The 25,333-nt window shown below is 59.5% G+C and carries 24 protein-coding genes and 2 tRNA genes; 18 read left to right on the top strand and 8 right to left on the bottom strand.

Annotated features, from left to right (window positions below; translation table 11 throughout):
* Positions 1–88: 88 nt before the first annotated feature.
* The 4 genes from HY2_RS03005 (at position 89) to HY2_RS02990 (ending at position 4,254) form a co-directional block, all read left to right on the top strand.
* Positions 89–676 carry a flavodoxin family protein gene (locus HY2_RS03005; protein WP_034824594.1) on the top strand — a complete coding sequence of 196 codons (588 nt, stop codon included), beginning with the start codon at positions 89–91 and terminating at the stop codon, positions 674–676.
* A gap of 67 nt (positions 677–743) precedes the next feature.
* Entirely contained in the window at positions 744–1,322 is a 579-nt protein-coding gene (locus tag HY2_RS03000; RefSeq protein ID WP_034824593.1) for an acyloxyacyl hydrolase, read from the top strand.
* A gap of 78 nt (positions 1,323–1,400) precedes the next feature.
* A complete protein-coding gene (locus HY2_RS02995) occupies positions 1,401–2,867 on the top strand; it encodes a flavin-containing monooxygenase (RefSeq protein ID WP_034824591.1) in 1,467 nt (488 codons plus the stop codon).
* A gap of 94 nt (positions 2,868–2,961) precedes the next feature.
* A complete protein-coding gene (locus HY2_RS02990; RefSeq protein WP_034824589.1) occupies positions 2,962–4,254 on the top strand; it encodes an adenylosuccinate synthase in 1,293 nt (430 codons plus the stop codon).
* A gap of 142 nt (positions 4,255–4,396) precedes the next feature.
* Here the strand turns inward: HY2_RS02990 and HY2_RS02985 are convergent.
* The 3 genes from HY2_RS02985 to cpdR all read right to left on the bottom strand — a co-directional run bounded on the left by HY2_RS02985 (position 4,397) and on the right by cpdR (position 5,197).
* Positions 4,397–4,471: transfer RNA gene (locus HY2_RS02985), tRNA-Val, on the bottom strand.
* A 46-nt stretch (positions 4,472–4,517) separates the two neighbouring features.
* Positions 4,518–4,802, bottom strand: coding sequence for a hypothetical protein (locus HY2_RS02980; protein WP_146617159.1), 285 nt, complete (start codon positions 4,800–4,802; stop codon positions 4,518–4,520).
* A 35-nt stretch (positions 4,803–4,837) separates the two neighbouring features.
* On the bottom strand, positions 4,838–5,197 hold the full coding sequence (gene cpdR, locus HY2_RS02975; RefSeq protein ID WP_034797220.1) for a cell cycle two-component system response regulator CpdR: 360 nt from the start codon (positions 5,195–5,197) through the stop codon (positions 4,838–4,840).
* A 123-nt stretch (positions 5,198–5,320) separates the two neighbouring features.
* Here cpdR and HY2_RS02970 point away from each other — a divergent pair, with 123 nt between their 5' ends.
* From HY2_RS02970 to HY2_RS02960, 3 genes are all read left to right on the top strand, one after another.
* Positions 5,321–6,289 carry an N-formylglutamate amidohydrolase gene (locus HY2_RS02970; RefSeq protein ID WP_233346706.1) on the top strand — a complete coding sequence of 323 codons (969 nt, stop codon included), beginning with the start codon at positions 5,321–5,323 and terminating at the stop codon, positions 6,287–6,289.
* Positions 6,290–6,574: 285 nt separating this feature from the next.
* Positions 6,575–6,970, top strand: a complete 396-nt coding sequence (locus HY2_RS02965; RefSeq protein WP_034824585.1) for a helix-turn-helix domain-containing protein — start codon at positions 6,575–6,577, stop codon at positions 6,968–6,970.
* Between the two features lie 33 nt (positions 6,971–7,003).
* On the top strand, positions 7,004–7,819 hold the full coding sequence (locus HY2_RS02960; protein WP_034824583.1) for an inositol monophosphatase family protein: 816 nt from the start codon (positions 7,004–7,006) through the stop codon (positions 7,817–7,819).
* 23 nt (positions 7,820–7,842) lie between these two features.
* Here the strand turns inward: HY2_RS02960 and HY2_RS02955 are convergent, their stop codons facing one another.
* Complete coding sequence (locus tag HY2_RS02955; protein WP_051594655.1) at positions 7,843–8,862, bottom strand: TraB/GumN family protein; 1,020 nt, start codon at positions 8,860–8,862, stop codon at positions 7,843–7,845.
* Between the two features lie 353 nt (positions 8,863–9,215).
* On the opposite strand from HY2_RS02955, the gene HY2_RS02950 reads away from it, so the two are divergent.
* Positions 9,216–9,292 (top strand) — tRNA-Arg (locus HY2_RS02950).
* Between the two features lie 287 nt (positions 9,293–9,579).
* Here HY2_RS02950 and HY2_RS02945 read toward each other — a convergent pair.
* A complete protein-coding gene (locus HY2_RS02945; RefSeq protein WP_034824581.1) occupies positions 9,580–9,795 on the bottom strand; it encodes a hypothetical protein in 216 nt (71 codons plus the stop codon).
* A 352-nt stretch (positions 9,796–10,147) separates the two neighbouring features.
* On the opposite strand from HY2_RS02945, the gene HY2_RS02940 reads away from it, so the two are divergent.
* The 10 genes from HY2_RS02940 to HY2_RS02900 all read left to right on the top strand — a co-directional run bounded on the left by HY2_RS02940 (position 10,148) and on the right by HY2_RS02900 (position 18,104).
* Positions 10,148–10,711 (top strand): antirestriction protein ArdA, encoded by a 564-nt coding sequence (locus HY2_RS02940; protein ID WP_155836540.1) that lies wholly within the window; start codon positions 10,148–10,150, stop codon positions 10,709–10,711.
* 14 nt (positions 10,712–10,725) lie between these two features.
* A complete protein-coding gene (locus HY2_RS17275; protein ID WP_155836539.1) occupies positions 10,726–10,896 on the top strand; it encodes a hypothetical protein in 171 nt (56 codons plus the stop codon).
* The gene (locus HY2_RS02935; RefSeq protein WP_034824579.1) at positions 10,893–11,105 is read left to right on the top strand and encodes a hypothetical protein; all 213 of its coding nucleotides are present in this window, start codon (positions 10,893–10,895) and stop codon (positions 11,103–11,105) included. The genes HY2_RS17275 and HY2_RS02935 overlap by 4 nt, the downstream gene beginning before the upstream one ends.
* Positions 11,102–11,578 carry a hypothetical protein gene (locus tag HY2_RS02930; protein WP_034824577.1) on the top strand — a complete coding sequence of 159 codons (477 nt, stop codon included), beginning with the start codon at positions 11,102–11,104 and terminating at the stop codon, positions 11,576–11,578. Before HY2_RS02935 ends, HY2_RS02930 begins: the two co-directional genes overlap by 4 nt.
* A gap of 48 nt (positions 11,579–11,626) precedes the next feature.
* Complete coding sequence (locus HY2_RS02925; protein ID WP_051594654.1) at positions 11,627–13,402, top strand: ParB/RepB/Spo0J family partition protein; 1,776 nt, start codon at positions 11,627–11,629, stop codon at positions 13,400–13,402.
* 454 nt (positions 13,403–13,856) lie between these two features.
* Positions 13,857–14,180, top strand: a complete 324-nt coding sequence (locus HY2_RS02920) for a DUF736 domain-containing protein (protein ID WP_034824575.1) — start codon at positions 13,857–13,859, stop codon at positions 14,178–14,180.
* A gap of 94 nt (positions 14,181–14,274) precedes the next feature.
* Positions 14,275–15,168: a DUF2285 domain-containing protein gene (locus HY2_RS02915; RefSeq protein WP_146617160.1), complete on the top strand. Its 894-nt coding sequence runs from the start codon at positions 14,275–14,277 to the stop codon at positions 15,166–15,168.
* Positions 15,169–15,242: 74 nt separating this feature from the next.
* Entirely contained in the window at positions 15,243–15,470 is a 228-nt protein-coding gene (locus tag HY2_RS02910; RefSeq protein ID WP_013300171.1) for a helix-turn-helix transcriptional regulator, read from the top strand.
* Positions 15,467–15,967: a S26 family signal peptidase gene (locus HY2_RS02905; protein WP_051594653.1), complete on the top strand. Its 501-nt coding sequence runs from the start codon at positions 15,467–15,469 to the stop codon at positions 15,965–15,967. The genes HY2_RS02910 and HY2_RS02905 overlap by 4 nt, the downstream gene beginning before the upstream one ends.
* 208 nt (positions 15,968–16,175) lie before the next feature.
* On the top strand, positions 16,176–18,104 hold the full coding sequence (locus tag HY2_RS02900) for a DUF3363 domain-containing protein (RefSeq protein ID WP_034824571.1): 1,929 nt from the start codon (positions 16,176–16,178) through the stop codon (positions 18,102–18,104).
* A gap of 25 nt (positions 18,105–18,129) precedes the next feature.
* Here HY2_RS02900 and HY2_RS02895 read toward each other — a convergent pair whose 3' ends face one another.
* Genes HY2_RS02895 through HY2_RS02885 form a run of 3 tightly spaced genes read right to left on the bottom strand, consistent with a single transcriptional unit; the run spans position 18,130 to position 25,332 of the window.
* On the bottom strand, positions 18,130–18,885 hold the full coding sequence (locus HY2_RS02895) for an HNH endonuclease (protein ID WP_034824569.1): 756 nt from the start codon (positions 18,883–18,885) through the stop codon (positions 18,130–18,132).
* Complete coding sequence (locus HY2_RS02890) at positions 18,885–20,846, bottom strand: chromosome segregation protein SMC (RefSeq protein WP_034824567.1); 1,962 nt, start codon at positions 20,844–20,846, stop codon at positions 18,885–18,887. The genes HY2_RS02895 and HY2_RS02890 overlap by 1 nt, the downstream gene beginning before the upstream one ends.
* Positions 20,836–25,332: an Eco57I restriction-modification methylase domain-containing protein gene (locus HY2_RS02885; protein WP_034824565.1), complete on the bottom strand. Its 4,497-nt coding sequence runs from the start codon at positions 25,330–25,332 to the stop codon at positions 20,836–20,838. Before HY2_RS02885 ends, HY2_RS02890 begins: the two co-directional genes overlap by 11 nt.
* Position 25,333 lies beyond the last annotated feature (1 nt).

The following is a 25,333-nucleotide window of genomic DNA, read 5'->3' as shown; positions in this document are numbered from 1 at the left end:
GACGCATAGATCCTATGCCAAAGGGGCGGATTTATTCACACATAAATCCGCCCCATCTGACCCTTGCAAACATGAAAAGGGGTTTCCCATGACAAAGATCGCAATTGTTTATCATTCCGGCTACGGCCACACGGCCAAGGTTGCAGAACACGTCTTTAAGGGCGCCGCGGACACAGGCGCAGACGTTACCCTCTACAAGGCGGAAGACCTCGCCTCTCCCGATACGGGACCATGGGATGAACTGGCCACCGCAGATGCCATTATCTTTGGCTCGCCAACCTATATGGGCTCGGCCTCTGCTCCAATGAAGCAATTCATGGACGCAAGCTCCAAATCCTGGTTCGCAGACGCCTGGAAAGACAAGATTGCCGCTGGCTTCACCAATTCCGGTGCTCTGGCAGGGGACAAATCCTCCACCCTCGCCCAATTTGCCACTTTGGCCGGGCAACACGGCATGATCTGGGTGAATTTCGGCATGAAGCCGGGCTTCAATGCCTCTGCCCATGAATTCGAAGGTGCCCTGAACCGCGCGGGCCATGCAACAGGTCTCGCCACGCAGGCCCTAACAGACTTGTCTGCTGAAGACGGCCCTGATGCAGCTGATCTGAAGACTGCCGAACTGTTCGGCAAGCGTGTCGCTGAAGTCACGGAACGGTGGGTTCGCGGCAAAGCCTGATGGAACTTTCTTGACGGCGCGATGTTTCGCTCCCTTGTGAAGGGAAATCTTACAAAGGGGAAAGATTATGATTCGCGCCGTCACCCTGACTCTGAGTGCAGCCCTGCTGGCTGCCACTGCCTCAGCAGACATTTTCAGCGAAGCCCGTTTCGGCGTGATGCAGGAAAACATCTGCGTGCTGGACTGCGACAATGCCGACAAGGAGCCTGGCCAGAACATCAGTGGCGAATTGCTGTTCACCTCTCCTGACTTTCTCGATGTGATCTGGAGTCCTAAGCCCTACGCTATGGCCAGCCTGAACACGCAAGGCGATACCAGCTTTGGCGGCGTCGGCCTGCACTGGTCTTTTCCCTTTACAGAAAAATGGGCGTTTGAGCCGAGTGTCGGTTACGTGGTGCATGATGGAGAACTGTCGAGCCCCTTCCCTCAAGGTGACCCGCGCGGTGATGCCTTCACCGAAGAACATGTTCTTCTAGGCTCTCGAGACCTGTTCCGTACCACATTTGGCCTGCACTATGACTTCAACGAAACTTGGGGCGCAGAGGTGATGTACGAACACCTCAGCCACGGCCAGATTCTTGGCAATGGGCGCAATCAGGGCCTCGATAATATTGGCGTGCGCCTGTCCTATAAATTCGACAATTAAGGCTCGCCTTGCGGCACCCCTTGTGAAACGCTGCAGGCATGACACTCTTCTCCGAAAATATAATCGGAGGAAACATGCATGCCGGAGAAGCATATTGTCATCATTGGTGCAGGCCTCGGCGGCCTGACGGCAGCCATCAAGCTGCAGGAAGCCGGGTATAGCTACACCATTCTTGAGCAAGGTGACCGCGTCGGTGGAACCTGGGCTCAAAACACCTATCCGGGCTGCGCCTGTGATGTGCCGGTGGCGCTGTACCAGCTCTCCTTCGCGCAATCGATGAACTGGAGTCGGATCTATCCACAGCAGCCGGAAATTCAGGCCTATGCGGAAGAGATCACGGATCGCTTCCAGCTGCGCCCGAGTCTGCACCTGAATGAAGGCGCCAAAAAAGCCGTCTGGAATGAAGACTCACGCAAATGGACCGTTACCAGTACGAAGGGCGACACATATGAAGCCGATGCCGTCATCGGCGCGTTAGGCCAACTGAACAGACCCTTCTGGCCGGATATTCCCGGCAAGGACAGTTTCAATGGCGCGATCATGCATTCCGCCGAATGGGATCATTCTGTCGACCTGAAGGGCAAGCGCATTGCCATTATTGGCTCTGCCGCAAGCGCCATTCAGATCATCCCTGAAGTCGCAAAAGTCTGCGCCAATGTTGGCGTCTTCCAGCGCTCTCCCAATTGGGTTGTGCCGCGCAATGACCGTTTCATCTCGCCCGAAGAGAAGGCGATGATGATGACCCAGCCCGAAAAGGCAATTGAATTTGCAGAGATCAATCGCCGCCTAATCTATGAAAACTCAGACTATTTCTTCTGGCAGGCCTTTGAATGGACCCCTGAGGGCCGCGCAGCCTTTACCCGCCAGGCGACCGACCACCTGCATGATCAGGTGGAGGATGAAGACCTGCGCAAGAAGCTCACGCCGGATTATCCGGTCGGTTGTCGCCGTATCCTGATCTCGGATGACTATTTCACCACGCTGACCAAACCGCATGTCGACCTGATCACGCCAGGCATCGACGCCATTGTGCCAGAAGGCATCCACACAAAAGACGGGGCGGTTCACGAATATGATGTGATCGCCTTCGCCACGGGATTTGAAACAACCGGCTGGCGCTGGTCTGTCGATGTTATCGGGCGCGACGGCGTGTCTATTACAGAAAAGTGGCAGGACGGACCTGAAGCCTATCTCGGTATCACCGTCGCAGACTATCCGAACCTGTTCATCCTCTACGGCCCGAACACAAATCTTGGCCACAACTCCATCACCTTCATGCTGGAGCGGCAGGTGGAATATACGATCCAGGCTCTGCAGAAACTCGACGAGACAGGCGCGGCCGCCATGTCTCCGCGCCAGGAGATACAGGATGCCTTCAACAAGGAGCTGCAGGAGCAATTGGGCAAGACTGTATGGGCCGATCCGGCCTGCAATAGCTGGTACAAGACCGGCTCAGGCAAGATCACCCAGAACTGGGCCAGCCATACCCGCGCCTATGCCGATATCGTAGCAGAGGTGAAGCTGGAGGATTACGACCTCGTCTGAGCCCAGGGGTGCGGCAAAGGGATTTCACGCCCCCCCTTGCATTTAGCCGCCAAATCCTGCCCATGTCGCCGCGGACTTTGCAGGAGCAGGAATCATGGCCGGAGTAGTCGTTGTCGGGGCCCAATGGGGCGATGAGGGCAAGGGCAAGATCGTTGACTGGCTGTCCAGCCGGGCTGACGTTGTTGTGCGCTTTCAAGGGGGCCACAATGCCGGCCATACGCTGGTCATCGACGGCAAGGTCTTCAAGCTGGCCCTGCTGCCATCCGGCCTCGTGCGGGGCGGCAAGCTGTCTGTCATCGGCAATGGCGTGGTCGTGGACCCCTGGCACATGCTGCAGGAAATCGAGGGCATTCAGTCGCAAGGCGTCGAAGTCAGCCCGGACACACTGGTCCTGGCCGACAATGCCTCGCTGATCCTGCCCTGGCACAAGGATATTGATGCCGCCCGCGAAGGCGCCCTTGGCGCCGGACAGATCGGCACCACCAAGCGCGGCATTGGCCCGGCCTATGAAGACCGCGTAGGCCGCCGCGCCATCCGTGTTGCAGACCTCGCTGATCCGGCGGCGCTGGACCTTAAAATCGAGCGCCTTCTGGCCCACCACAAACCATTGCGTGCGGGTGTTGGCCTGCCTGAACCGGATGGCAAGGCGCTGAAAGCAGAACTGTTGAAGATTGCCGATCAAATACTGGCCTATGCCAAGCCGGCCTGGAAGCTGCTGGACGAGCAAGTCCGCGCCGGCAAGCGCATCCTGTTTGAAGGCGCGCAAGGCGTCATGCTGGATGTTGACCACGGCACCTATCCATTTGTCACCTCCTCGAATGTGGTGGCGGGCAATGCCTCTGCAGGTGCAGGCGTGGGTCCTGGCGCGATCTCCTACGTGCTGGGTCTTGCCAAGGCCTATACGACGCGCGTCGGCTCAGGCCCCTTCCCTACCGAGCAGGACAATGAAATCGGCGAGCGTCTCGGCACTGTTGGCCGCGAAGTTGGTGTGAACACTGGCAGGGCTCGCCGCTGCGGCTGGTTTGATAGCGTCATGGTGCGTCAGGCCTGTGCCACCTCCGGCGTCAACGGCCTCGCCCTGACCAAGCTTGACGTGCTGGACGGCTTTGACGAGATCAAGGTCTGCGTGGCCTACAAGCTGAACGGTCAGGAGATCGACTATTACCCCGCCGGTCTCACCGATCAGGCGGCTGTGGAACCTGTCTATGAGACCCTGCAGGGCTGGAAAGGCTCTACCGCAGGCGCGCGCTCCTGGGCGGACCTGCCAGCCGAAGCTGTCAAATATGTCCGCCGCCTGGAAGAACTCGTCGGCAAACCCTGCGCCCTGGTCTCCACCTCTCCCGAGCGCGAAGACGTCATCCTGATGAAAGACCCCTTTGAGGGGTGATCCTGTTGAGCCAATGGCTCATACGACAACAGTTTCCCCTGTCTCTAAAGCCGACCTTGTGAAGGTCGGCTTTTTATGTTCACGCAAGCCTGTCGTCAAACCGGGGCGTAACGCGTTAATATAGGAAAATCTCTGAAGTGAATGGTGGGCGGTACAAGGTTCGAACTTGTGACCCCTACGATGTCAACGTAGTGCTCTACCACTGAGCTAACCGCCCCGATCCCGTCGGGAAGCAGGGGTAATGGATAATTCGACGCGTGTCGTCAAGACGCCTTTGTCGGTCCAACGACGCATAGAGCAATTTTCTGCAGTATTCCTTCCGGCGTTTCGGGGTCATCGGCAAAAAACCAAACCTCCCCAAACGGATTACTGGCAGAGAATGCATAGCCTTCAAACTGGAAGACAAGCCATTGGCCAATCTCAGCTGGCACCATGGAAACGATATTTACCCCCTCCAGGAACCCAAGACGGATGACACATTCGTCCATACTCAGTGCAGCCGGGGCATCGAAAAAATGCCGCCCGGCATCATTGACAACTGATTTCAACAGCTTCTGAGGCTCATGATCCGAGCCCCCGCCCATTATGCCGCCATAACCTTGTCGACTTCGTCGACGATTTCACGCAGATGGAAGGGCTTGGACAGAACTTTTGCGCCTGCAGGCGTCGGGGCACCAGAGGATAGTGCCACAGCGGCAAAGCCAGTGATGAACACAATCTTCATGGCCGGATCAAGTTCAGCCCCTCGGCGCGCCAGCTCAATGCCATCAAGCCCCGGCATGACGATATCCGTTAGCAACAAATCAAAGACTTCGCGCTCCAGCGCGGAGAGCGCCGTCTCGCCATCGGCATAGTCCTGAACTTCATGGCCCGCGCGGCGCAATGCGGCAGCCAGGAAAGTTCGCATGGAATCGTCATCTTCGGCCAGCAGGATCTTGGTCACGCTGAATGCCCCCCTCTTGGAACTCGAACCCTAACCATAAAGACGCAGTTGGGTAAATCATGGGTGAATAGCCCTTTTTCGTGAGAAGGTTTTTGCACCCCCAAGAGATGCAAGAGCGGGAAAATGCTTGACCTTCGGGCGAACTGGGAAACCATAAGCCGTATGACGGATGCCCCCCAATTTCTTGATACATCTGCGCATTTTCAATCTGCGCAGGACGCTTCGCAGCTGGCGTCCGCCCCTATTCGATATAAAGACCCGTTCACGCTGCATTTTCCGGAGAAAGTGCACGGCCCTGTCATTTTCGCCTCTCCTCACTCCGGAAATGTCTATCCTGAGAGTATGAAATCGGCGCTGTGCGTGCCTCTGGAAACGGTAAGGCGCACTGAAGATGCCTTCGTTGAACAGTTGTTTGAAGATGCCCACGCGCATGGGGCTATCCTGATGGCCGCCCGTTATGCCCGCTCCGTCACCGATCTTAATCGAGACCCGCGTGAACTGGATCCGACCATGTTCCATGATGGCGTGCCCCGTGCCTGTGGCGCCCCTACAGCCCGCGTAGAGGCTGGCCTTGGCTGCCTGCCTCGTGTCGCTTCACAAGGGGAAGAAATTTATGGTCAACGCATGTCCCGCGCTGAAGGAGCTGCACGGCTGACAGATATACATGATGCCTATCACCAGCGCCTCAGCCTGGAACTGGCTACCCTGAAAGAGATACATGGCCGCGTGATCCTGATCGATTGCCATTCCATGCCTAGCGTCCAGCCCGGCAGGCGCCATCTGGCAGATATCGTCCTGGGTGACAGGTTTGGCTCCAGCTGTGATCCGCGGCTGACTGGCCGTGTAGAACGGGCCTTCCGCGCCCAAGGGTTAACCGTGGCGCGAAATGCGCCTTATGCGGGCGGCTACACAACCCGACGCTATGGGCGCCCCAAACGCAACGTCCATGCACTGCAGATAGAAATCAATCGCGGACTTTACATGGATGAAGGCAACGTCAGCCCGTTAGGGACTTTCGATAGCATGCGCGCCGCCGTTTCGACGGTTATTCAAGAGATAGTCTCAGCCTCAGGCCACATTCCGGTCCGCTAGAAGCCGACAGCCTGATCCATTCTTTTGTGAGCGCAAAAAAAAGGCCGCGCTCAGTAAGCGCGGCCGAGGTCAAAGGGAGGAAACGCCAGAGGCGTCTGCACCGAAGTGCATGACCAGATTTATGTTGCGGCGCACAAAACGCAATAGGTTATTGCCCTTATCCCTGCATTTAGTGATATCTGCCTGAAATTTGGGCACCCGTGACCATCGGCATGCCAATTGCGAGAGAGACTCGCAGATATCCCAATTTGGGACTGCACAGACCTCATCCGCAAGGAGAAAAACATGGCTGATGAAACCGACCTCCACGTAGGCAAGCGCCTGCGTCGCCGCCGCCGGTTGCTGGGGATGACACAACAAGACCTCGCCGGTCAGGTTGGCGTACGCTTCCAACAAATCCAGAAATATGAGTGCGGCGCAAACCGCATCACGGCCTCTCGCCTCTACGAACTGGCCAAGGCCATGAATATTTCCGTTCAGTATTTCTTTGATGGTATCCCCGCCTCAGATGCCCCGGACGCAGCCAATGATGCTGATCGGATGGAAGGCGACATTCTCTCTCAAAAGGAGACGCTGGAACTGGTACGCGCCTATTACCGTCTCGGTGAGCGCCCGCGCAAACGATTGCTGGAGCTGGCAAAAGCGCTGGAAGCTGACACGACGAATAGCGGTGTCGCTTGACGCTGGGCTCCGGGCAAGGCAAGCCCTGGCCGGATGACTGCTTCTTTCTCCATTGATGAAGATCTTGCCTTTGCGGGCAAACTTGCGGACGCGGCCTGGTCAGCGATCAGGCCGCATTTTCGTGCGCTGACGGCAGTCGACAACAAGGCGCCACCTCAGTCTGCTTTCGACCCCGTAACAGTAGCTGACCAGGCTGCAGAAGAGGCCATGCGTGCCCTGATCGCAGCAGAGCGACTGGCCTATGGCATCACCGGAGAAGAATTTCCTTCAAAACCAACAGACAATGGCCTGACATGGCTGCTGGACCCGATTGATGGCACCCGCGCCTTCGTGGCCGGCCTGCCTTCCTGGACTACGCTGATCGCGCTCTGCGATAGAGATGGTGTTCCCTTGATAGGCGTCATTGATCAGCCAGTCCTAGGTGAGCGCTATCTGGGCTGGCCCGGTGGCGCCGCGATGCAGAAAGACGGACAGACCGAGATGCTAAACGTGTCGAACTGCAAGGATCTTCGCCACGCCGTTATCTCTACCACAGACCCCTTTATCCTTAATCCAGCCGAACAGGGCGCCTGGACGCATCTGCGCGCCACAGCCCGCCTGGCGCGCTATGGCCTTGATGCTTATGCTTATGCGCGCCTCGCCGCGGGTACAATTGATCTGGTGGCAGAGAGCTGTCTTAAGGCTTGGGACGTGGCGGCGCTAATTCCTGTCGTACGTGGTGCAGGTGGTCTTGCGACCGATTGGCGCGGCAACACGCCGAAGCTGGGCGGCCAGATTGTCTGCTGCGCAAGTGAGGAAATTCTGGATCAGGCGCTGCTGGCCCTGCGGCGATCCGCCGACACGGTATAAGACGCACGAAATGGAAGCCGGGCTTACGGCCCGGAGACTTCATAACCTTCCTGCTCCAGCAATTCGATGACGCTGTCCTCGCCGGCCAGGTGTCCAGCCCCGACGGCAATCAGCCGCGTGCCAGGCTCATCCAGCATTGCCTTAATCTTGCCTACCCAGTCTTCATTGCGCGACTTGAGAAGCGCGTCATATACCTCATCCGACCCGATCATGTCGGGATTGGCCATCAACAGGCCAATGCCATGCACATCCCCGTCCACCCATTCCGATACCAGCACATCAAGCACATCTGCGCCCTCTTTGATGGACTCAGTCGAGCCGATCAGGAAATCGACCTGCTCGTCATCCGGCATACCAGCCAGACGGCCAAGCTGTTCGTCGATTGTTTCCAGATAGGCAAAGGATTTTCCGTCAGCCAAAGCCTCAGCCTCAATGACTTTCTCGACGCCGGAATTCGGATCAAAGCCCTCCTGCTGGATCTGCATGACGGAGAGGTTTACCGCCGCCCACCACGGCTTCATCGGCTGGATCGCCCCCAGCGGCAGGCCGAGGTGATCCAGCGCTTTCTGCAACTCAGCCTTCTCGAGATCGCTCAACAGGCTGGTCAGCTGGCGCCCATCTGTGAACATGCCCTTGCTGGAAATGAAGCGCATCATTTCTGACTTAGCCTGCTGGCTGGTGACATCGGCCTCGAAGACCACTGTATCGGCCTCTTCCAGCGCCGTATCGATGGCATCGCTGCGCCATTCAAGATCCGGTCGCAGGAGGTGCACGGTGCCCATGATGTAGAGCGTTGTGTCTTCATCCCGCAGACTCCAGAGCGCTGGTTCGCCAGTGCCTCGGGACGCTTTCGCCTCTGCCAGCGCGGCTTCATAAGCGGCTTTCTGCGTCTCGAGCGCTTCGGCCCTCGCGGCCGCTTCCTGTGCCTCAGCCACAGAGGCGGCCTGTTTCTCAGCGGCGGGCGCATCGCCTTGCCCGCACGCCGCCAAGGCCAGGAATGTACAGGTCGCAAGCCCCGTCAGACATCTTGAAAACACGCGCATGAACAGCTCCTGAAATGATTGTCTTTGACAGACCTAGCCTACCTGCCCCGGCAAGCAAATCGCCCACTCTGTACAAACCGCACTCTGGCGTTGCACGGTCCGCCAGCTTGCCCTAAAGACGAGACACGGTTCAGCACCCATAGCTCAGCTGGATAGAGCGCTGCCCTCCGAAGGACGCAACCTTTATCTGTTTGAGCTAAAAATATAAAAGAATTACAAGGAGTTATCTAAGGCCACACTTTTCGACCCGCTTTTGAGTCAGCACCATGTCAGCACGGATTTCCGCAAGGTCTCGCAAGCTGTGTGATTACGAACTGGCCGCAAACCGGATTTGGCCTTAAACGAGAGTCAAAGGTTCCTTAGCTCAGCTGGATAGAGCGCTACCCTCCGAAGGTAGAGGTCACAGGTTCGAATCCTGTAGGGACCGCCATCTCGTTCGCTTCTTCAAAATCGTTTTTAGCCCCGTCCGCGCTCATCGCGCGGAGCACTTCGCCCGGCGGAGTCTGCCGCCTAAGAGCATCTTGGCGGTCCGGCCGGATCGCCGACCTTGCGCCCGGCGCTCTGACCGGAGCAGCAGGAACCGTCTTGCGCCGACCGGCCCGGCGAGGCTCAGTTCAGGGACGTCCCTAGTCTTACCAGACAGGTCGCTGGGACTCGCCGGCGGGGCCTACGCTGCGCTTCCCACTGGCTGGCGCCAGAGGGGTCGCAGCTTTGATCTCAGAATTTCACCAGCGAAAGACTCTTTGCGCGGGGATTCAAAGACCCAAGCGATACAATAAGCGGAAACACGTCGAGGAGTCGCCCCTCCACAAAGGCGGTGCCGCAATCGTCGCAGATCATCAGAGCATCAAACTCAACATCAGGATCGTGGGCCGGCATACGCTTCACCCGCGACCGTTCCGCATCTCTCAGCGCTCGGACGCGCGTACTCATACACACTTCATTCGGACAACACATGATCTGGCTCCTTTCCCCGGCTCCTCGACGGCTCAACTGAAGCGCGAGCAAGTTTCGGGCCACTCGCCCGATTGGATCAGTGTTCAGACCCGGCCACCCCAGCCTCCCTCCGCCTCAATATCTTTTCCCATCAGTCAGGTGGGCGGACGGTGCGTCTGCCAGAGCGCGGTCGCCGCGCAAGGGGGCGGGACTTTGTCATCTCTGATCGTCTTCAGGCGTCATACCTACAGCTTCCCCTTGCGCGGCGCCCTGATGCGCTCCGGCTGAGCACCTCCTCGCCGCCCACCCGACTGTCGGGAAAAGAACGCGGGCGGGGAAGGAGACTGACATGACTGACCAGATTTGCATTCACGCACACGCGGCAACGCCCGCACCCGCGCGAGCGGCGAGACCCCGAATCTATGTGGCCTGCCTTGCAGCCTACAATAATGGCTGCCTGCACGGGCGATGGATCGACGCGACCACCCCTGACGAGATTTGGGAACAGGTTCGCGCCATGCTGGCGGCATCGCCGGAACCGGATTCGGAAGAGCACGCGATCCACGATTACGAAGGCTTCGAGGGCGCGAACCTGTCCGAATACGCCTCATTCGAAACCGTTTGCGAGCTGGCCGATTTCATCGAGGAACATGGCGAGCTTGGCGGCAAGGTATTGAGCCATTTCGGCGACGACCTCGCCGAGGCCCGCGCCGCCTTCGACGAATACGCGGGCGAATATCGCAGCGCGGCAGACTTCGCCGAGAGCCTGCACGAGGACACCGGCACCGAGATTCCGGAGTCGCTTCGCTATTACATCGACTGGCACGCGCTTGCCCGCGACATGGCGCTGAATGGCGAGATCATGGTGTTCCAGACGGGCTTCGACGAAGTCCATGTCTTTTGGTCGCGATAAGGGAGGACGGAACCATGTTTCTCGTCACCGCCCTTTATGGCGACGGATCAGCCAAGAGCCATCTGGCGGCAAATGCCGCCGATGCGCTCAAATGGCATGCCGCCCTTTGCGCCGACGCTTGGCAGGTTTTCATCAATCCGCTGGCACAGCCGCTGGACATTGAAGACGGGGAGGATTTCGCATGACTCCCGAAACCACCCGCTATCGCTTCACCGTGGAAGAACTTGAGCAGGCCGACGACTGGCAGGAAGGCTTCTGCCTTGCCTGCCGCGCCCCGCGCGGATGCTGCGAACCCGATGCCAGCGCCTATCGCTGCGATGAATGCGGCGAACATGCTGTCTATGGTCCTCACTGGATCGCCATTGCCGGACTCTTCAAGGAGGGCGCGCAATGACGTTCACGGAACGCTTCCAGCCCTTCGTTTGCGAAGGCGACAGCATCTCTTGCGAGGTTGCAGGCTTCGAGGTCATCGCGCGGATCGTACGCGATGATTGCCCCGACGCACCGGATGAGCGCCAGGACGGATTCTGGCCTTCGCTCTACAAGGACGCGCCTGGATTCATTGGTCCCGGCCCGAACCACCGGCAACGCTTCGCCGAGGCGCAGGCCAAGGCCGAAGCCGTCATGCAGGCATGGCGCAAGGATGAATGGTTCTATTGCGGGATCGTTCTGTCCGTGACGCTCGAAGGCGTGACGCTTGAGCGAAACGCAGCGGCCTTGTTCGGGATCGAAGCCAACTATCCCGACAGCGACAACGCTTACCTCACCGAGGTCGCGCAGGAGCTTCTGCCTGAGGCGCTGGACGCAGGACGCGCCGCCGCCCGACGCTTTTGCGCGGCGCTGGAAACCAGCGGGGCGCGCGCCTGACGGCGCGCCCCCAATCTCAAAGCCAATCAATCAACAAGGAGCCAGATCATGTCCCAGCCCATTCTCAAAACCATCCCCCTGTCCGAGCTTCGGATTTCCAGACTCAACATGCGCCACAGTCGCAAGAAGCCGGACGTGTCCGACATCCTGCCATCCATCCGCGAGAGCGGAATCCGCCAGACGCTCTTGGTGCGCAAGGAAGGCGATCATTATGGCGTCGTCGCCGGACGGCGGCGCTATTTCGCCCTGAAAGAGATCGAGAAGGAGACGGGTGAAACCCCGCTTGTCCCCTGCGCGATCATGGCCGAGGAAGACGCGGCCAGCGCAATCGCCGCCTCCGTCATCGAGAATGTCGGACGCCTGCCAGCCTCGGAAATGGAGCAGTACACCGCCTTCAAGCGCTTGCACGATGAAGGCCGCAGCGTCGACGAGATCGCCGCTTTCTTTGGCGTCACCGAGCTTCTGGTGCGGCGCGTTCTGGCGCTGGCTTCGCTCAGTGAACCGATCCGCAAACTCTATGCCGAGGAGGAGATCGACCGCGAGACGATCCGCGCCCTGACGCTCGCCACCGAGGACCAGCAGGCTGAATGGCTGCGCCTCTATGAAAGCGAGGACGAACGCGCGCCACGTGGCCGGAACTGCAAGGCATGGATCACCGGCGGGACGGTCATCACCACCGACAAGGCGCTGTTCGACATCGCCGACTATGAAGGTCAGATCACCGCCGACCTGTTTGGCGAGCATGGCGTGTTCGCCGATCCCGAAACCTTCTGGAAAGCGCAGTCCGCCACCGTGGCCCAGCGCGTCGAAGCCTATATCGCCGATGGCTGGAAAGACGTCATCTGCCTTGAGCGCGGCGCGTTTTTCCATCGCTGGGACCACCAGAGCCGAACGAAGAAACAAGGCGGCAAGGTCTATGTCGAGCTTCGCCATGACGGCACCGTGACCTTCCACGAGGGCTATATCTCACAGGCCGAGGCGCGGCGGCAGGAGAAGGCAAAGTCTGGTCAGAAAGATACGCCCGCCGCGCCCGTCAAACCCGAAATGTCCGGACCGCTGGCGGAATACATCCTTCTGCACCGCCATGGCGCGGCTCAGGCGAGCCTCGCTACGCAGCCCGCCATCGCGCTGCGCCTGATGGTCGCCCATGCGATGACTGGAAGCGCCTTGTGGGACATTCGCGCGCATGAGTGCCGGACGAAGAAACCGGACACGCGGACGAGCCTTGAAGCATCGAAAGCCGCCGCCGAGATGGAAGAAAGACGCGCCTATGTCGCTTCCCTGTTCGAGGCGCTGGGTGTGCGCGGAGAGGCGCGGCGCAACACAGACGCCTACCGCCTTTGCGAACTCTTTGCCGCCTTGCTCGCCATGTCGGACGAGGAAGTTATGGAGGTTCTGGCCTTCACCATGGCGCAAACGCTCGAAGCAGGCGGTCCGATTGCGGAAGCTGTCCTGCATGTCTGCGAGACGGATTTGCCTGCCTACTGGAAACCGGACGCAGCCTTCTTCGATCTGCTTCGCGATAAGCGGGCCATCAATGCCATGGTTGCCGATATTGGATCGACCTCGCTCGCGGAAAGCTGCGCTGGCGACACCGCCAAGGTCCAGAAGCAGATTATCGGCAACCGGATAAACGGCCATGGATGCGAGCCTAATCCCGACTGGCGTCCCGCATGGATGCAGACGCCGCCAACCCGCCTTGTCGAGTGTGCAGGGTCCCCGCCCGCCGATGCCTGGGCGCGGGTTGCGGAACTGTTTGAAGGGCGCGGCGAACACATTGATGGGGCCGCGACGCAAGCCTTCGATCAGCCACACGCCGCCTGACCTTTCAGTCTCCTTGTCAGGCGGATGACGGAGCCGCCCGGTGACAGTCGCCGGGCGGCTTTCCGCGCACTGATTGATGCAGCATGGGCGCAGGCAGAGGGTTCATTGATTGAACCGCGCCGAAAAAAATCGCCCCGTCTTTGGGTCTCGCTGGGCCTTCCGAAATGTCGGCCAGACTGGCTCCATCCGTTTCCAACGATGCGCTGCGAACCCCTTGTTCCCGTCTCATGCCGTGTGACCTGGACGACGCCTGTCGGGCCTTGAAACCAGCCCTTGCGAAGAATTTTCCCCGCCGCTTTGCGGCTCCTCGCCCAGCAAAATTCTTCGCCGGGCCGGTGCTCCACTTCGTTTCGCCCGCAAGCGGTTCAGGCCCGCCCAGCGCCGCCCGAGCGGTCCGGCGTCGACGGGGACAAGGGGTCCCCGGGACACGATCAGAAACGAAAGGAACCACACCATGGCCAACGCACTCGGATATGTCAGCGAAACCAAGACCGGCTTCGAAGGCGCTCTTGCAATGATGAACCTCACCGCCGCCATCCGCATCGAGAAGAACGCGGAGAAAGCCGCCGAAGGACAGCCCGACTACCGCATCTTCGCCGGTGAAACCTCGACCGAGATCGGCGGCGGATGGCTCAGAAAAGCCAAAGCTTCAGGTCGCGAATATGTCTCGATCACCCTCGCAGACCCGCAGATCGGCCCGCGCAAGATCTACGCGAACCTCGCCCCCGTGAAAGGCAAGAAGGGCCGCCACGTGATCCTCTGGAACCCGCGGGATTAGGGATCATATCCATCGCCAATGAGCCGCTCCGGAGATCATCTCCGGGGCGGTTTTTGCGTTGGCTTTCGTGCCATTCGCGTCGCTCGCGCGACGCGTGTTGGCACGCATTTTGCTCTTGTGGATTGAAAAGGTTGGGGATTTTCAGCGTTTGAATGCAGACGACTACGCCTATCTCAAGAACGTAACGCTGGGCAGCTGGGCCTGGGAATTCGCCCGCCGCTGGCCAGACTATGCAAACGCGCATGCCGAGCATCGAGATGGTGCCCTGACGCGGACCAAACAGTCCTGCGGCATGGAAATCCTGAAACTGTCCAGGCCGGAGCCTGATGCGGCGCGGTTCGGTCTCTCCTTCTTCGTCAGCCCGCGTCGCACCTGTCTTGATGCGCCGATTTTCTGGACGGAAGAGGCCAATCACCGCGTCACCACGGTGGATGTTCGTGCGGTTGAGCGAAGCCTTACGGACCGATGTCTCGAAGGCCTGTTCAATCTCTCCCGGCTGACCTGTCGCAGGTCCCTGTTCATCGATCATGATGGCGCGCAGCACCTTCGGATCGTCTATTGCAAACGTTCGATCCAACTGCGCTGCGAGGGCGACAGCCTGCTTCTGGGCGAAGTTGATTTACGCTTCATGCTGCGGTTTTTCGGGCCGGTTGATGCAAAGATCGAGACACTACGCAGACTGAAAATGGTCTATGACGGCTTCCTTCCCGAGCAGCCTGCAGGCCCGCAATGGACCAGCACCGCGCTCGGTCTGCGTGACGCCTTGATCGCCCTGGATGTTCACCTCGAAGGCGGCTCCCATCGTGACGCGGCGATGGTCATTTACGGCAGAGAGGATGGCATCGAGCGCTACAAATCACCCGACGAGAGCGTACGAAACCGTATGCGCAGACTCCGCAAGAAAGGGCTCTCACTAATGCAGGGCGGTTATCTTGATCTGATGAATCCGGCCCGGTCTGCAGGGGGATCGTTCGTCCCTGCGGGCTAAACGATCCCCCTGAATTCTTGCGATTTGTGCTGACCTTTCCCTGGTCCTGAAGCGACCGGAAAGGACAGATTACAATGACCAACACCCATGAAAATGGCGGGCGCAAGAGCCCGTTTCTAAGAGCGCAGGAAGCTGCCGACTATCTCGGGTTGACCCGTTCAACCCTCGAGCATTATCGCTGGATCGGTGGCGGGCCGAGCTACCGCAAACATGGCGGACTCGTCTTCTATCACATCGATGATCTCATCGAATGGTCCGAGCGCAGAAAGTTCAAGGACAGCGCGACACGGGTGCGTCCGTGAAGCGCAGAACCGCCCTCATTCTGTTAGGTATTGCCATAGGTCTGATCGGCTCAGCGAGCGTGATCGCCGATCAGAAACGGCTGATTTGGAACAGGACGCAAAGCGCGCCCATCGGCCTCTACTGGCGGAGCGACGGCCCGCTCACCCTGAACGGGTGGGCTGTCGTCTCTGCCAAATCGGAGGCCGCGAGATGGACTTCCTCACACGGCTTTACCGGCGCAGACTGGCCATTGGTGAAGCGGATTGCAGGGCTTCCTGGCGATGAAATCTGCCGCGAGAACCAGACCATCCTGATCAATCAAACCGTGGTCGCCGAGGCGCTCGTCGAGGCGCCCGCCGGTCTCAAACTGCCACGCTGGCAGGGCTGTCATGTGCTCCGGAACGGCGAGGTTTTCCTCCTCAATGATCATCCGCGATCCCTCGACGGGCGCTATTTCGGGATCATGCAGGACAGCGATCTCGAGGGTGTGGCGACCCTGCTGTGGGAACAGCGATGACCGGCGATCTCGCAAGCGCTTGCAAGGATTGGCAAGGAATAGGTGTGCGGACCCGGAGGGCAAGATTAAAGGGTTGGCGCCCTCGGCCCCTTAACCCCTTGTCTGCACATCCCTTTTTTGGCGCCTCTTGCGAAACCTTGTGGCACCCTGTTTTTTGGTATCCCCAATTGATTCAGTGGTTTATGAGGGCGCCAACGGCGTTTGCACCATGAGCGGGGAGGATGAGTTCACCCCGCGCCTCGGCAAGCTTTGTGATGCTGGAGCCGCAGGCGGCAGGCGATTCAGGGCCGAGCTCAAACGTGCCGGGCGGCGGTTGTCTTCTAGTGTTGGTAAGACTGCATTCAGCGGGGCCCAGATCGCCCGTGGAACCGGCGCCGGACGGGCCAGCCTTTTTCGCCAGACACCGCACCCGAAACTCCGCATGCGGCGCGTCGTGGTGAAAGTCCATATCGCGCGTGCTGCCCGAGGCCTTGGCCCCGCCGCCTTCCGGGCGCATCTCAGATACATTCAAAGGGACGGTGTAGACCGCGATGGCGAAGGCGGCGAACTCTACGGCCGGGACGCCGACCGAATAGATGGTGCCCTCTTCGAAGAACGTAGCGCCAGTGACCGACACCAGTTCCGCTTCATCGTCTCGCCCGAGGACGCCGCAGACCTCAGAACTCAGAGAGAGACGGTGCGCGCGCTCATGGCGCAGGCCGAAAAGGATCTCGGCACGAAGCTCGACTGGGTCGCCGTCGATCACCACAATACCGGCCACCCCCACACCCATATCGTTGTGCGCGGCAAGGATCAGCTGGGACGCGATCTCATCATCGCGCGGGACTATCTGACAGAAGGTCTGCGGACGCGCGCCAGCGCGATCGTGACAGATGAACTCGGTCCCCGGCGCGACCTTGAGATTGCGCGGGCTCAGGAACGCGATGTGACAGCGGGCCGACTGACACGGCTCGATGCCAGGATCGAGCGGCTTGCACGGGATGGCGATCTGACACGCCCGTACGGGATGGAGAAACTGAGCCGGTTTGACCGTGCGCTGATCCAGAGGCGGCTGGAACACTTGCGCGGGATGGGGCTTGCGTCCGCGCGAGGCGATGGCGCCTTCGCGCTTGAAGAGGGCTGGAAGGAACGGCTTCAGGCCATTGGCCGCGAGGGCGACCGCATTCGTGAAATCGCCGCCGCCTTTAACACTGGCGATGGCCTCTCCGGCAGGGTCTATGATCCGGCCCATGAACAGGCCCGCACGATTGTCGGGCGGGTCGTGACCGACGGTCCGGAAGATGAGCTGCGCAATCGCCGCTATCTCATCCTCGAAGCCCTCGACGGTGAGCGCTGGCATGTCAGCCTTGGCGAGACCCTGCCGGGCGCGGTGCCGCCAAAGGGATCAGTGGTGGTATTGCCTTCAGTCGGCCAACCGCGCGCGTCCGACCGAACCATTGCCCGCATCGCCGCTTTGAATTGCGGGATGTTTTCTGATGCATTGCACGAAGCGTTCGATCCCGCCTCACGGCCTGACTATCGCCTTGCCCATATTCGCCGCCTCGAAGCCATGCGGCGGGCAGGCTTTGTCACCCGTGACAGCGACGGGCGCTTTGCAATCGGTGCGGACTATCTGGATAAGGCCGCGCGGTTCGAAGCGGCACGAACCGGTGGTGTGCGGGTTGAGGTCAAATCCTGGCTGTCTGTCGAGGCGCAGATCGAACGCCGCGCACCTGTCTGGCTGGACGCCGTGGATCGTGAGAGTCTGACGGGCAAAGGGTTTGGCCGGGAAACGGCATCCGCACTCAGTGCAAGGCGCGCCTTTCTGGAGCGTGAAGGCTGGCTCGGAGAGGATGGCCAGTTGAAGTCCGGCATGAGGGACCGTCTCGCCGCAGAGGAACTGAAATCCGCCGCCGATGGCATTCGGGGAAAAGGGGCGTTCCTGAAGCTCGAAGACGGCATGTCGATCAGCGGTGTCTATGAGCGTCCCGTGGACCTTGCCCAGGGCCGGTTTGCGCTGGTCACGCGTTCAAAGGAATTTACCCTCGTCCCCTGGCGACCGGAACTGGAGCGCTATCGCGGGGCAGAGATCAGCGTCAAAGCGCGTGCGGGCGGCATCGACTGGAGCGTGGGCCGTGCGAGGGGGATTGGGCGGTGAGGCGCGTCAATCTTCCAAGCATCGTTCAGCCGATAACGAAGACGTTGCTCCTGTGCCAAGCCAGTCGGACAATGTGGCTTTGAGTCAACACTATCGGCCTTGTCCACTTGAGATGCTGCCGGGCAGACGATCCCAGGACAGAAGAGTAGACAGGTTCTCCACCATCATCGAATGTCACGAGACCTTTGTCGAAGGCTGCGTCCCAAAGCGCCGAAAGCAGAAGACCGTTGTGCACATCGAGGCGCTCAGCGTCGGACTCACAGTCTTTCCATGGGATGATGTGAGAGGCGCGCAGCAAGGCAGCATCACCGATCCCAGTGAGAGGACATTTCCCATCCCAGTATTCCAGCAAGCTCTCGCGGAACACGTCCTGCCCAATGCGTTGTACAACTGTTCGCTCGGCTTCGGTCGATCTGGGAAGGCCTTCGATTTTCTTTTCGAAGACACGAAGCGGCGCATCAGGAAGACTTGACGCGAGCGCATAGATACGAGGTAGCGCGGCATAGAGTTCCCGGAGCGACTCGAACCTGAAACGCGCTTTGCCGGGGCCATTCGTGGCCGTCGTGGCAAGACCTGATTCAGCGATCACACCGGAATGATCCAGCGCCAGATACCATGGACCCGATGCCCCGGCAGCCGCGAACCAGATCGTCCCTTGCACCGTTGTTGACTGGAACGCCGCCCATCCGTCTGTTTCGCCAAGTCGACGACGAAAACCGTTCTGTTCGGCAGCCTTGCTGCACTCGGTAGAAACGACGAAGGATTGAGGATTTTCGATCATCAGAAGTCCATTGCGAAGAGCCTCGCCTCCGGCGGGGTGGACGAGAGCTCCAGACGCATGGCCTCATGACCGCGTGCTGAATCTGACGGGGCGGTCGTCGTCGTGACGATGTACTGGAATGGTGTCGGGACTGCCTGCCCCTCCAAACCCAGCACGAAATCGAAGAGGTTGGCATAAATTCCGGCGTCAAGATCCGCCTCGCGTGGGCTGTCATGGATTAGAAGTGCTGGCATCCTGGCCTTGCCATTCACCGAGAGGATCAGGGCCGCCAGATCAAAGGCGACGATCTTGAAGGACTCCACGGCTGCGGTTGATAGACCGACGCCACGCTCCAACAGAATCTCCGGATGCAGACCATTTCCGTCAAGCTGGATTCTTCCGGAACAGCCACGCGGCATCAGGCTCGAGATCAGTTGCTTGAAGACGGTCTCAAGATCACCAATGGCGGTGGACGCACGTTCACGTTCGCGCCGCATGGAATCGCGAAGAACTTCAAGCCTTGTGTCGATCGCTTCAAGTCGGCGAACAATGGCCTGCCTGCCGTTCAGCTGACGGTCGAACCAGGTTGCCTCTCGGACAAGCTCGCGCGCATTCGTGACGCGAGAGTTGGTTTCGGTCAACTGACCCTCAAGCTTGACGAACTGATCGTCGATCTGACGGATCTCACGATCCAGGCGTAGGATTTCCCCATCCAGCTTCCCAATTTCGATGGGAAGTGAAGCGCGTTGTCTTTCAAATTCCGCCACTTGCTCTTCAGCGCGGTCTAGCCGTGTTCGAACTTCATCCAAGTCGCACCGCTCAAGCGAGACACCACACCCCTTCGCCTTCACCTCATCAATGCTGACATGGCAGATCGTGCAGCGAACGATCTCTCCGGTTTCCAATCTTGCTCGCTCAAAGCCCTGTTCTGAGCGCTTCGCAGCGATCTGAGCGGGAAGGCTGTTGAGCAGCGCTTGTGCTTCCGCACGTTCGTCGCTGACCTTTGTACGCTCAGTCTGCAGGGTGCGACGCTTGCCCTGAAGCTCCGCGCTGGGCGCGCTACCCTTCGTGTGCTTATTGCCCGTGGCCTTCGCCAATTCCTCATTGGCCCGATCAATCAGTTCCCTGCGAACCGTTTCCTCGGCAGGGTCGCGGTCCGTCGGATAGGAAAGGCCTTCGCACAGCTCACCAAAGCGCTGGTTTTGGAACCAGTCGAGATGGCCAAGTTGCTGACGCAGGCCATCGCGCTCGCGTGTGAGCGTTCGTGCTTCCGCGGCTGCCGAAGTCTCTTCCGCGGAAAGGGCACCGATTGCGAGGCGAACAACGGTCAGCTTGGTTTCAAGCGATAGCTCCTGAGCAGGCGACCCGGAACCAGACCGCTTCGAGCGCCAGTCGAACACATCATCGAGGCGGCACTCCTGATCGCGGGTGAGCCAGGCGAGAAGCACATCCCAGACCTGATCTGCCCTCAAATTGTCCGGCACTTGATCACGATAGGCCTTGCAAAAGCGATCCGAAATAACGGGCGCGAGCGTCGGCGGGTCCGTCCCGACCAATAGCTGATCAAACGTCTCTTCTATCCGGTCTGCCCGAACGGCACGAGACGGCAGGTTCATGCCAATCGGTCTCGTCACGACCCAGCATTCACCGTCAATGATTATCTCTGCCCCAACGAAACCGTCAGGCAGCTTGTGCTGCATCAGCGGGCGCTGTTCGTCATTCGAGAAGTGCCGCTCGCCGAGGCAATAGCGGATCAGCCGACAGAAGGTGGACTTACCGCTGCCATGGGGTGTCGCGCCCTTGCCATTTGTGGTGAGGTCGGGAGACCAGATAATGTTCACGCCGGGGCGAAGTGGTATGTCCCGCAGAAGCGTGCCCGCGTCCTGCCAAAGCGCCACGCGGCGAACCCACAACCTTGGCCCCTCCTGGCCGTCCGGCAGGGAGAACTTGATCTCTTCAGGCTGGAAGAAATCAGGCTGCAAGCCGTCCCTCCCTGATGAATGGAATGATCTCTGCCGAGACCGCAGTCAGGCCCTGCTCCAGATCGACGGATTGTAGCCTTGACCACGCAAACAAGGCGCGGGCCACCGATGGGTCGTCAGCGCTCAAAGTGGAGTGATCGAGTCGCTCACCGGCGCTCCACCTGCTGCCGTCTGTCGATACGTCGAGAACGGCCGATGACACCAACTCGTTGAAAGCCGCGCCCCAGGCGGCGTTGGTCGGCGGGACAAGCTGGGTGACGCCGGTAGGATGCGCCATGAGACGCTGCCATTCGCGACGATCCTGATCTGAAAGGAAGCCATCAAGCAGGCTCGGCTGAAGGCAGGACAACGCTGCGAGACGTATCCGGCGAGCGTCCGATGGCTCCGGTACGATACCAGCGACGGCGCGAAGTTGAGCGCGGACACGGTCGCGCTCCGGAACGCCCTGCTGCCAGGCCCAAATTGCATCGGGCAGTTCTTCGAGCGGTGGGAGTTGAATGGGTTGTGTGGTTGAAGGCTGTCGTGCTTCTTCGGCACCGTGACAAAGGCTGATGTCAGCGGGCGGCGGTGATAGCGGCGTCTGGTAGCTGACCCCATCCGCTTTAGCTTTTGCCATCGCGTCATAGGCTTCGAGCACGAGCCGTCTTGTGCGAAATTCGTCGTGGTCTCGCTCCTCGTATTTGCGGAGAACGGTGAAAGAATCGAGAAGCCACTCTGCTTGTTCGCGGTTCAAGGAATAGAGGTGCAGAACAGCGGCATCTATTTCAGCCTGCAATACCGAACGACGGGAGGCATCCCACCGATAAGGCGATGTTGCTGAACCAATGCTCTCCGCTAGTCCGCTGAGTTCCCTGTTCGTGTAGAAGAGCTCAATCGCCCGCTGGTTAATCCAAGCACCGGCACTTTCTCCGAGCCAAATCGGAGCATGCTCCAGTTTCTCACGGTCGAGCATAGGAAGCTGTTCTACCACGAAGAAAGTCATTCGGCTTGTTTTCTGCCGAACCGCGTAGTCGACCACCAGAGATGATAGGATCGCGCTCAATGAAAGCACTTCAGGCGGTGGCAACTCGGCTGAAATATAAGGCGACGCGTGACCCATTGCGGCTCTCGGCACGATGGTCCCAACGAAGCTACGCTCCGACGGTCCAACATCCCTCCAGGCGAAAAACCATTCTGTGTCCGCATCGTCGGCCAACGCGTCGTGCGTTGCCCGTCTATCAACCCAGTAACGGGGCTGAATTCTATAGTCTGGCCGGGAATGCTGCGCATCCGTCACCCTAGGGAGAACGCCTTTGTTGGCCTGCTTCTCGGTTTGGTTCTCGTAGGTCCCGTACCGGTGGTCGAAATGCCAGAACATCTTCCCCTCATAAAGGGGATAGACTTGTCGACCATCTGTGAGGACAGCGAGCGCGCCTCGGCGTTCGAGAATCAGCGGCGCAATGTCCTCATGGTCCATGAATTGCCCTGAGTCAGTCGCCATATTAAAAAGCGTTTTGAACGTGACACGCCAGTCATTCCGAACAACCGTGTTTCCGTCCTTCTCGATCAAGATCGGTGCCACGGTGTGGATGACAGCAGTAACTTTGGCGTCTCTGGCCCAGCGAAACGCTGGCAGATTGAGCGTGTTCGGATTGATCGCCCGGATTTCATCGACGGTAAGCGAATAACGCTTCTCGGGATCAGCGATTTCGGCAGGCTGGCGAATGTGCGCCGTGAACCAAGGTCGTTCGATTTCAACACTGCGCCCGGCAACCGTCAGTAGGCCAAACTTTACCTTATTGGTGATGTGAGGAAAGATAAGGTCTTCATTCTCGAAACCGTAGAATGCTACTAGCGACCTCGCGCGCAATAGCTCGCCGAGAAACTCACGATACGTATAGCCGCCGACCAGACCAGTCGGAATAATCAACCCAGAATAGCCTTGTGGATGTGCTAGCTGCCAAAACAGGTCCGAGAATACGGCGTAGGTATTTACCTTTCCCGGGCTACCGAGCGGAAACCTTCCGCTTTCCTTATAAAAATTCACCTCGAAAGCCGCTGTCCGGAGCGCATCCTGCCATCGCGCGAAGTTCTTTGGATCGCTAGTCCTCAGCGCGTCGATCATCCTTTTGCGATGGGAAGCATTCTTTGCAGTCGCGATCTCGGGATGTGACGTTGCGAAAATTTCCTGTTCTTGAACTTCGACACGCTCCCAAGGCGGATTGCCCAGCACCACATCGAACCCACCGTGTTGCATGACGTCTGGGAATTCCAGCGGCCAGTGGAAAGCGCGTGCTTTGCGGGCAGCGTCGATGCTGTTTGCGAAGAGTGGGCCGAAGAGTTGCACGCCGCGCAGCCATTCCCAGAGCGCGCCAGAGGTCGGTACGGTCTCAGCGCCCCGGCGCGGCAGGCCGTCCGGACCGGCATGCGGATCGTCTTTCGTCTTGGGCAGGAGGAAGGCTGAGACATAGAGATCGCAGGCGGTCTCCAGCGTCCAGGCGATTGCGCCCTCCGCCGTCAGGGCACGAAGCTTCTCAGCCTTGGCCTCGATCTGCCGCACCGTGTTTTCCGGCATGGCGCGCAGGCGCGCAAATTCGCGCATGAAATCCTGCTGGCGGGCAAACCCGAAGCCGCTGGCGATGGTCTCCCGCTCTTTGACCTCGCGCTTGTTCTTGTCGCGATAGTATTTGGCGACATCCTTGTCGTCGCCCGTTAGCGGCTTGTAGGCCGCATCCGGAATACCTTCTTCCAGAACAGCCAGATCGAACACACCGAGCAGCGCATCGCCGCAGCGGATTTGCGCATCGAAAAACCCGAGCGGCAGGCCGGGATCGACCGTCTCGATCCAGAGCGCCACCTTGGTCAGCTCCACCGCCATCGGATTGCGGTCCACGCCGTGAATGCAGGAGCGCGCGACATCGCGCAGCGCGTGGCGGAAATCCTCCTGCGCCGGTGTGCCGTCGGCACGAATACGGGCGACGCGCGTGGCAATCCGTCTTGCCGCAGCGAGCAGAAAGTGACCCGACCCGCAGGCGGGATCGATGACAGACAGGTTTAGTAGCGCGGCTTCCGGATCATCCGCTTCGGTCTCGGTCTTTTCGAGGACCGGATCGAGCGCGGTATCGAGCAGGGCCTGCACGAGGCTGTCGGGCGTGTAGTAGGAACCGGTGGTTTTGCGCTGATTGCCCTTCTGTTCCGCCGCTTCGGACGCAAAGACCAGCGACTTGCCGTCATCGCCAAGCTGGGGCTGGAGTTCGAGGAGGGATTCATAGACGGAGCCTAGTTCCTCGGTCTCCATGGCGCGCCAGTTGACCGGCGCCATGCCTGTTTTGCCCTGCAGCCATGAAAGGCGGTAGAGCGCCTCCATGAAGGCGCGGTTGCGCAACTTCGCGGTCTCCAGGCTCGGCAGCATGTTCGGCGCAAAGAGCCCGCCAAGCGCGGGCAGCGCCAGGGCCTCCTGACCACCAGCCAGTGCGCGGAAGACGATCTTGATCCCCTCAAATCGGTCATGGTGGCGGTCCCAGGTCGCCCCGCGAAAACACTGGGCGCGAAGATGGGCGAGGCTGTAACCATCCGCATAAAGCTTGCGCGCCTCCGCCCTGGAAACCTTCGGGTGCAGAAGGTTTCGGTCCTCGGCAACCATCAGGAAGATCAGCCGGTAGACTAGACGCAGCAGTTCGTTGAACCACTCGGTCAGGTTTTGCTCGCCAGACTGAAGCTTGGCCGCGAGCGCCGGATTGGCTTCAAGGAAGCCCGATCCGAGAATATTGAGGGCAAGTTTGACCTGTGCTGCGAGCCGGTCGCGTGCAACTTCGCCTTCCTTCGTTCCCGTTTCCCGCCAGCGTTCCAGCGCACAGTCGGTGGCCGACGCGCCAGCATTGCCGAAACGGCTTCGGTGAATGAGGAGCCAGAGCAGACCGAAAGATGCGGCGTCCTCATTGGAGAAGATTTGTGCAAGGTCAGCCTCGATGAACGCGGGGCGCGTCAGGGAGGCGTTGTCCCGCATCAGGCGAATAACGGTGCCATTTGTGGCAAGGCCCCACAGGGCGTCATCTTCTTCGTTGAGGTAGTCCTGAAGCGCAAAGGCGGGCGAGCGCGAGCGCTCGACCGACAACGTGGCGCTGCGTCGGTCGAGCCGTTCCTCATCAGGCGGTACGACAATGACGGGAATACGCTTGTCGCCCGCAAAGAGTGCTATCAGCCCTTCACCATCTTCGACATCATCGAACCCAAACGTCTCCTTCAGGAAGGCCTTAATGAAGCGCCGCGTGGCGTCGGCCGAAGGATTACTCTGTTTGCTGAACGCATCAAAATGCGACTGGCCAACCCGGAACGCCGTGGAGATGTCTTCGCGAAGTGTAAGGCCTTTGCGCACGCCATACTCTTCTGGGCTTTGTTCGGGCGCAGCACGTTCATCAATCCGCGCCAGCATGGCGGGCGCAATCAGATTGCCTTCGAGACTAATCGAAGGCCAGGCGGAAAGGTCGGTGACGGGGCGACGCGCCATG

The sequence above is a fragment of the Hyphomonas pacifica genome, from assembly GCF_000682675.1.
Classification (GTDB): Bacteria; Pseudomonadota; Alphaproteobacteria; order Caulobacterales; family Hyphomonadaceae; genus Hyphomonas; species Hyphomonas pacifica.
Note: the sequence above shows the minus strand (reverse complement) of the source record. Positions and strands in the feature narration are given on the sequence as shown.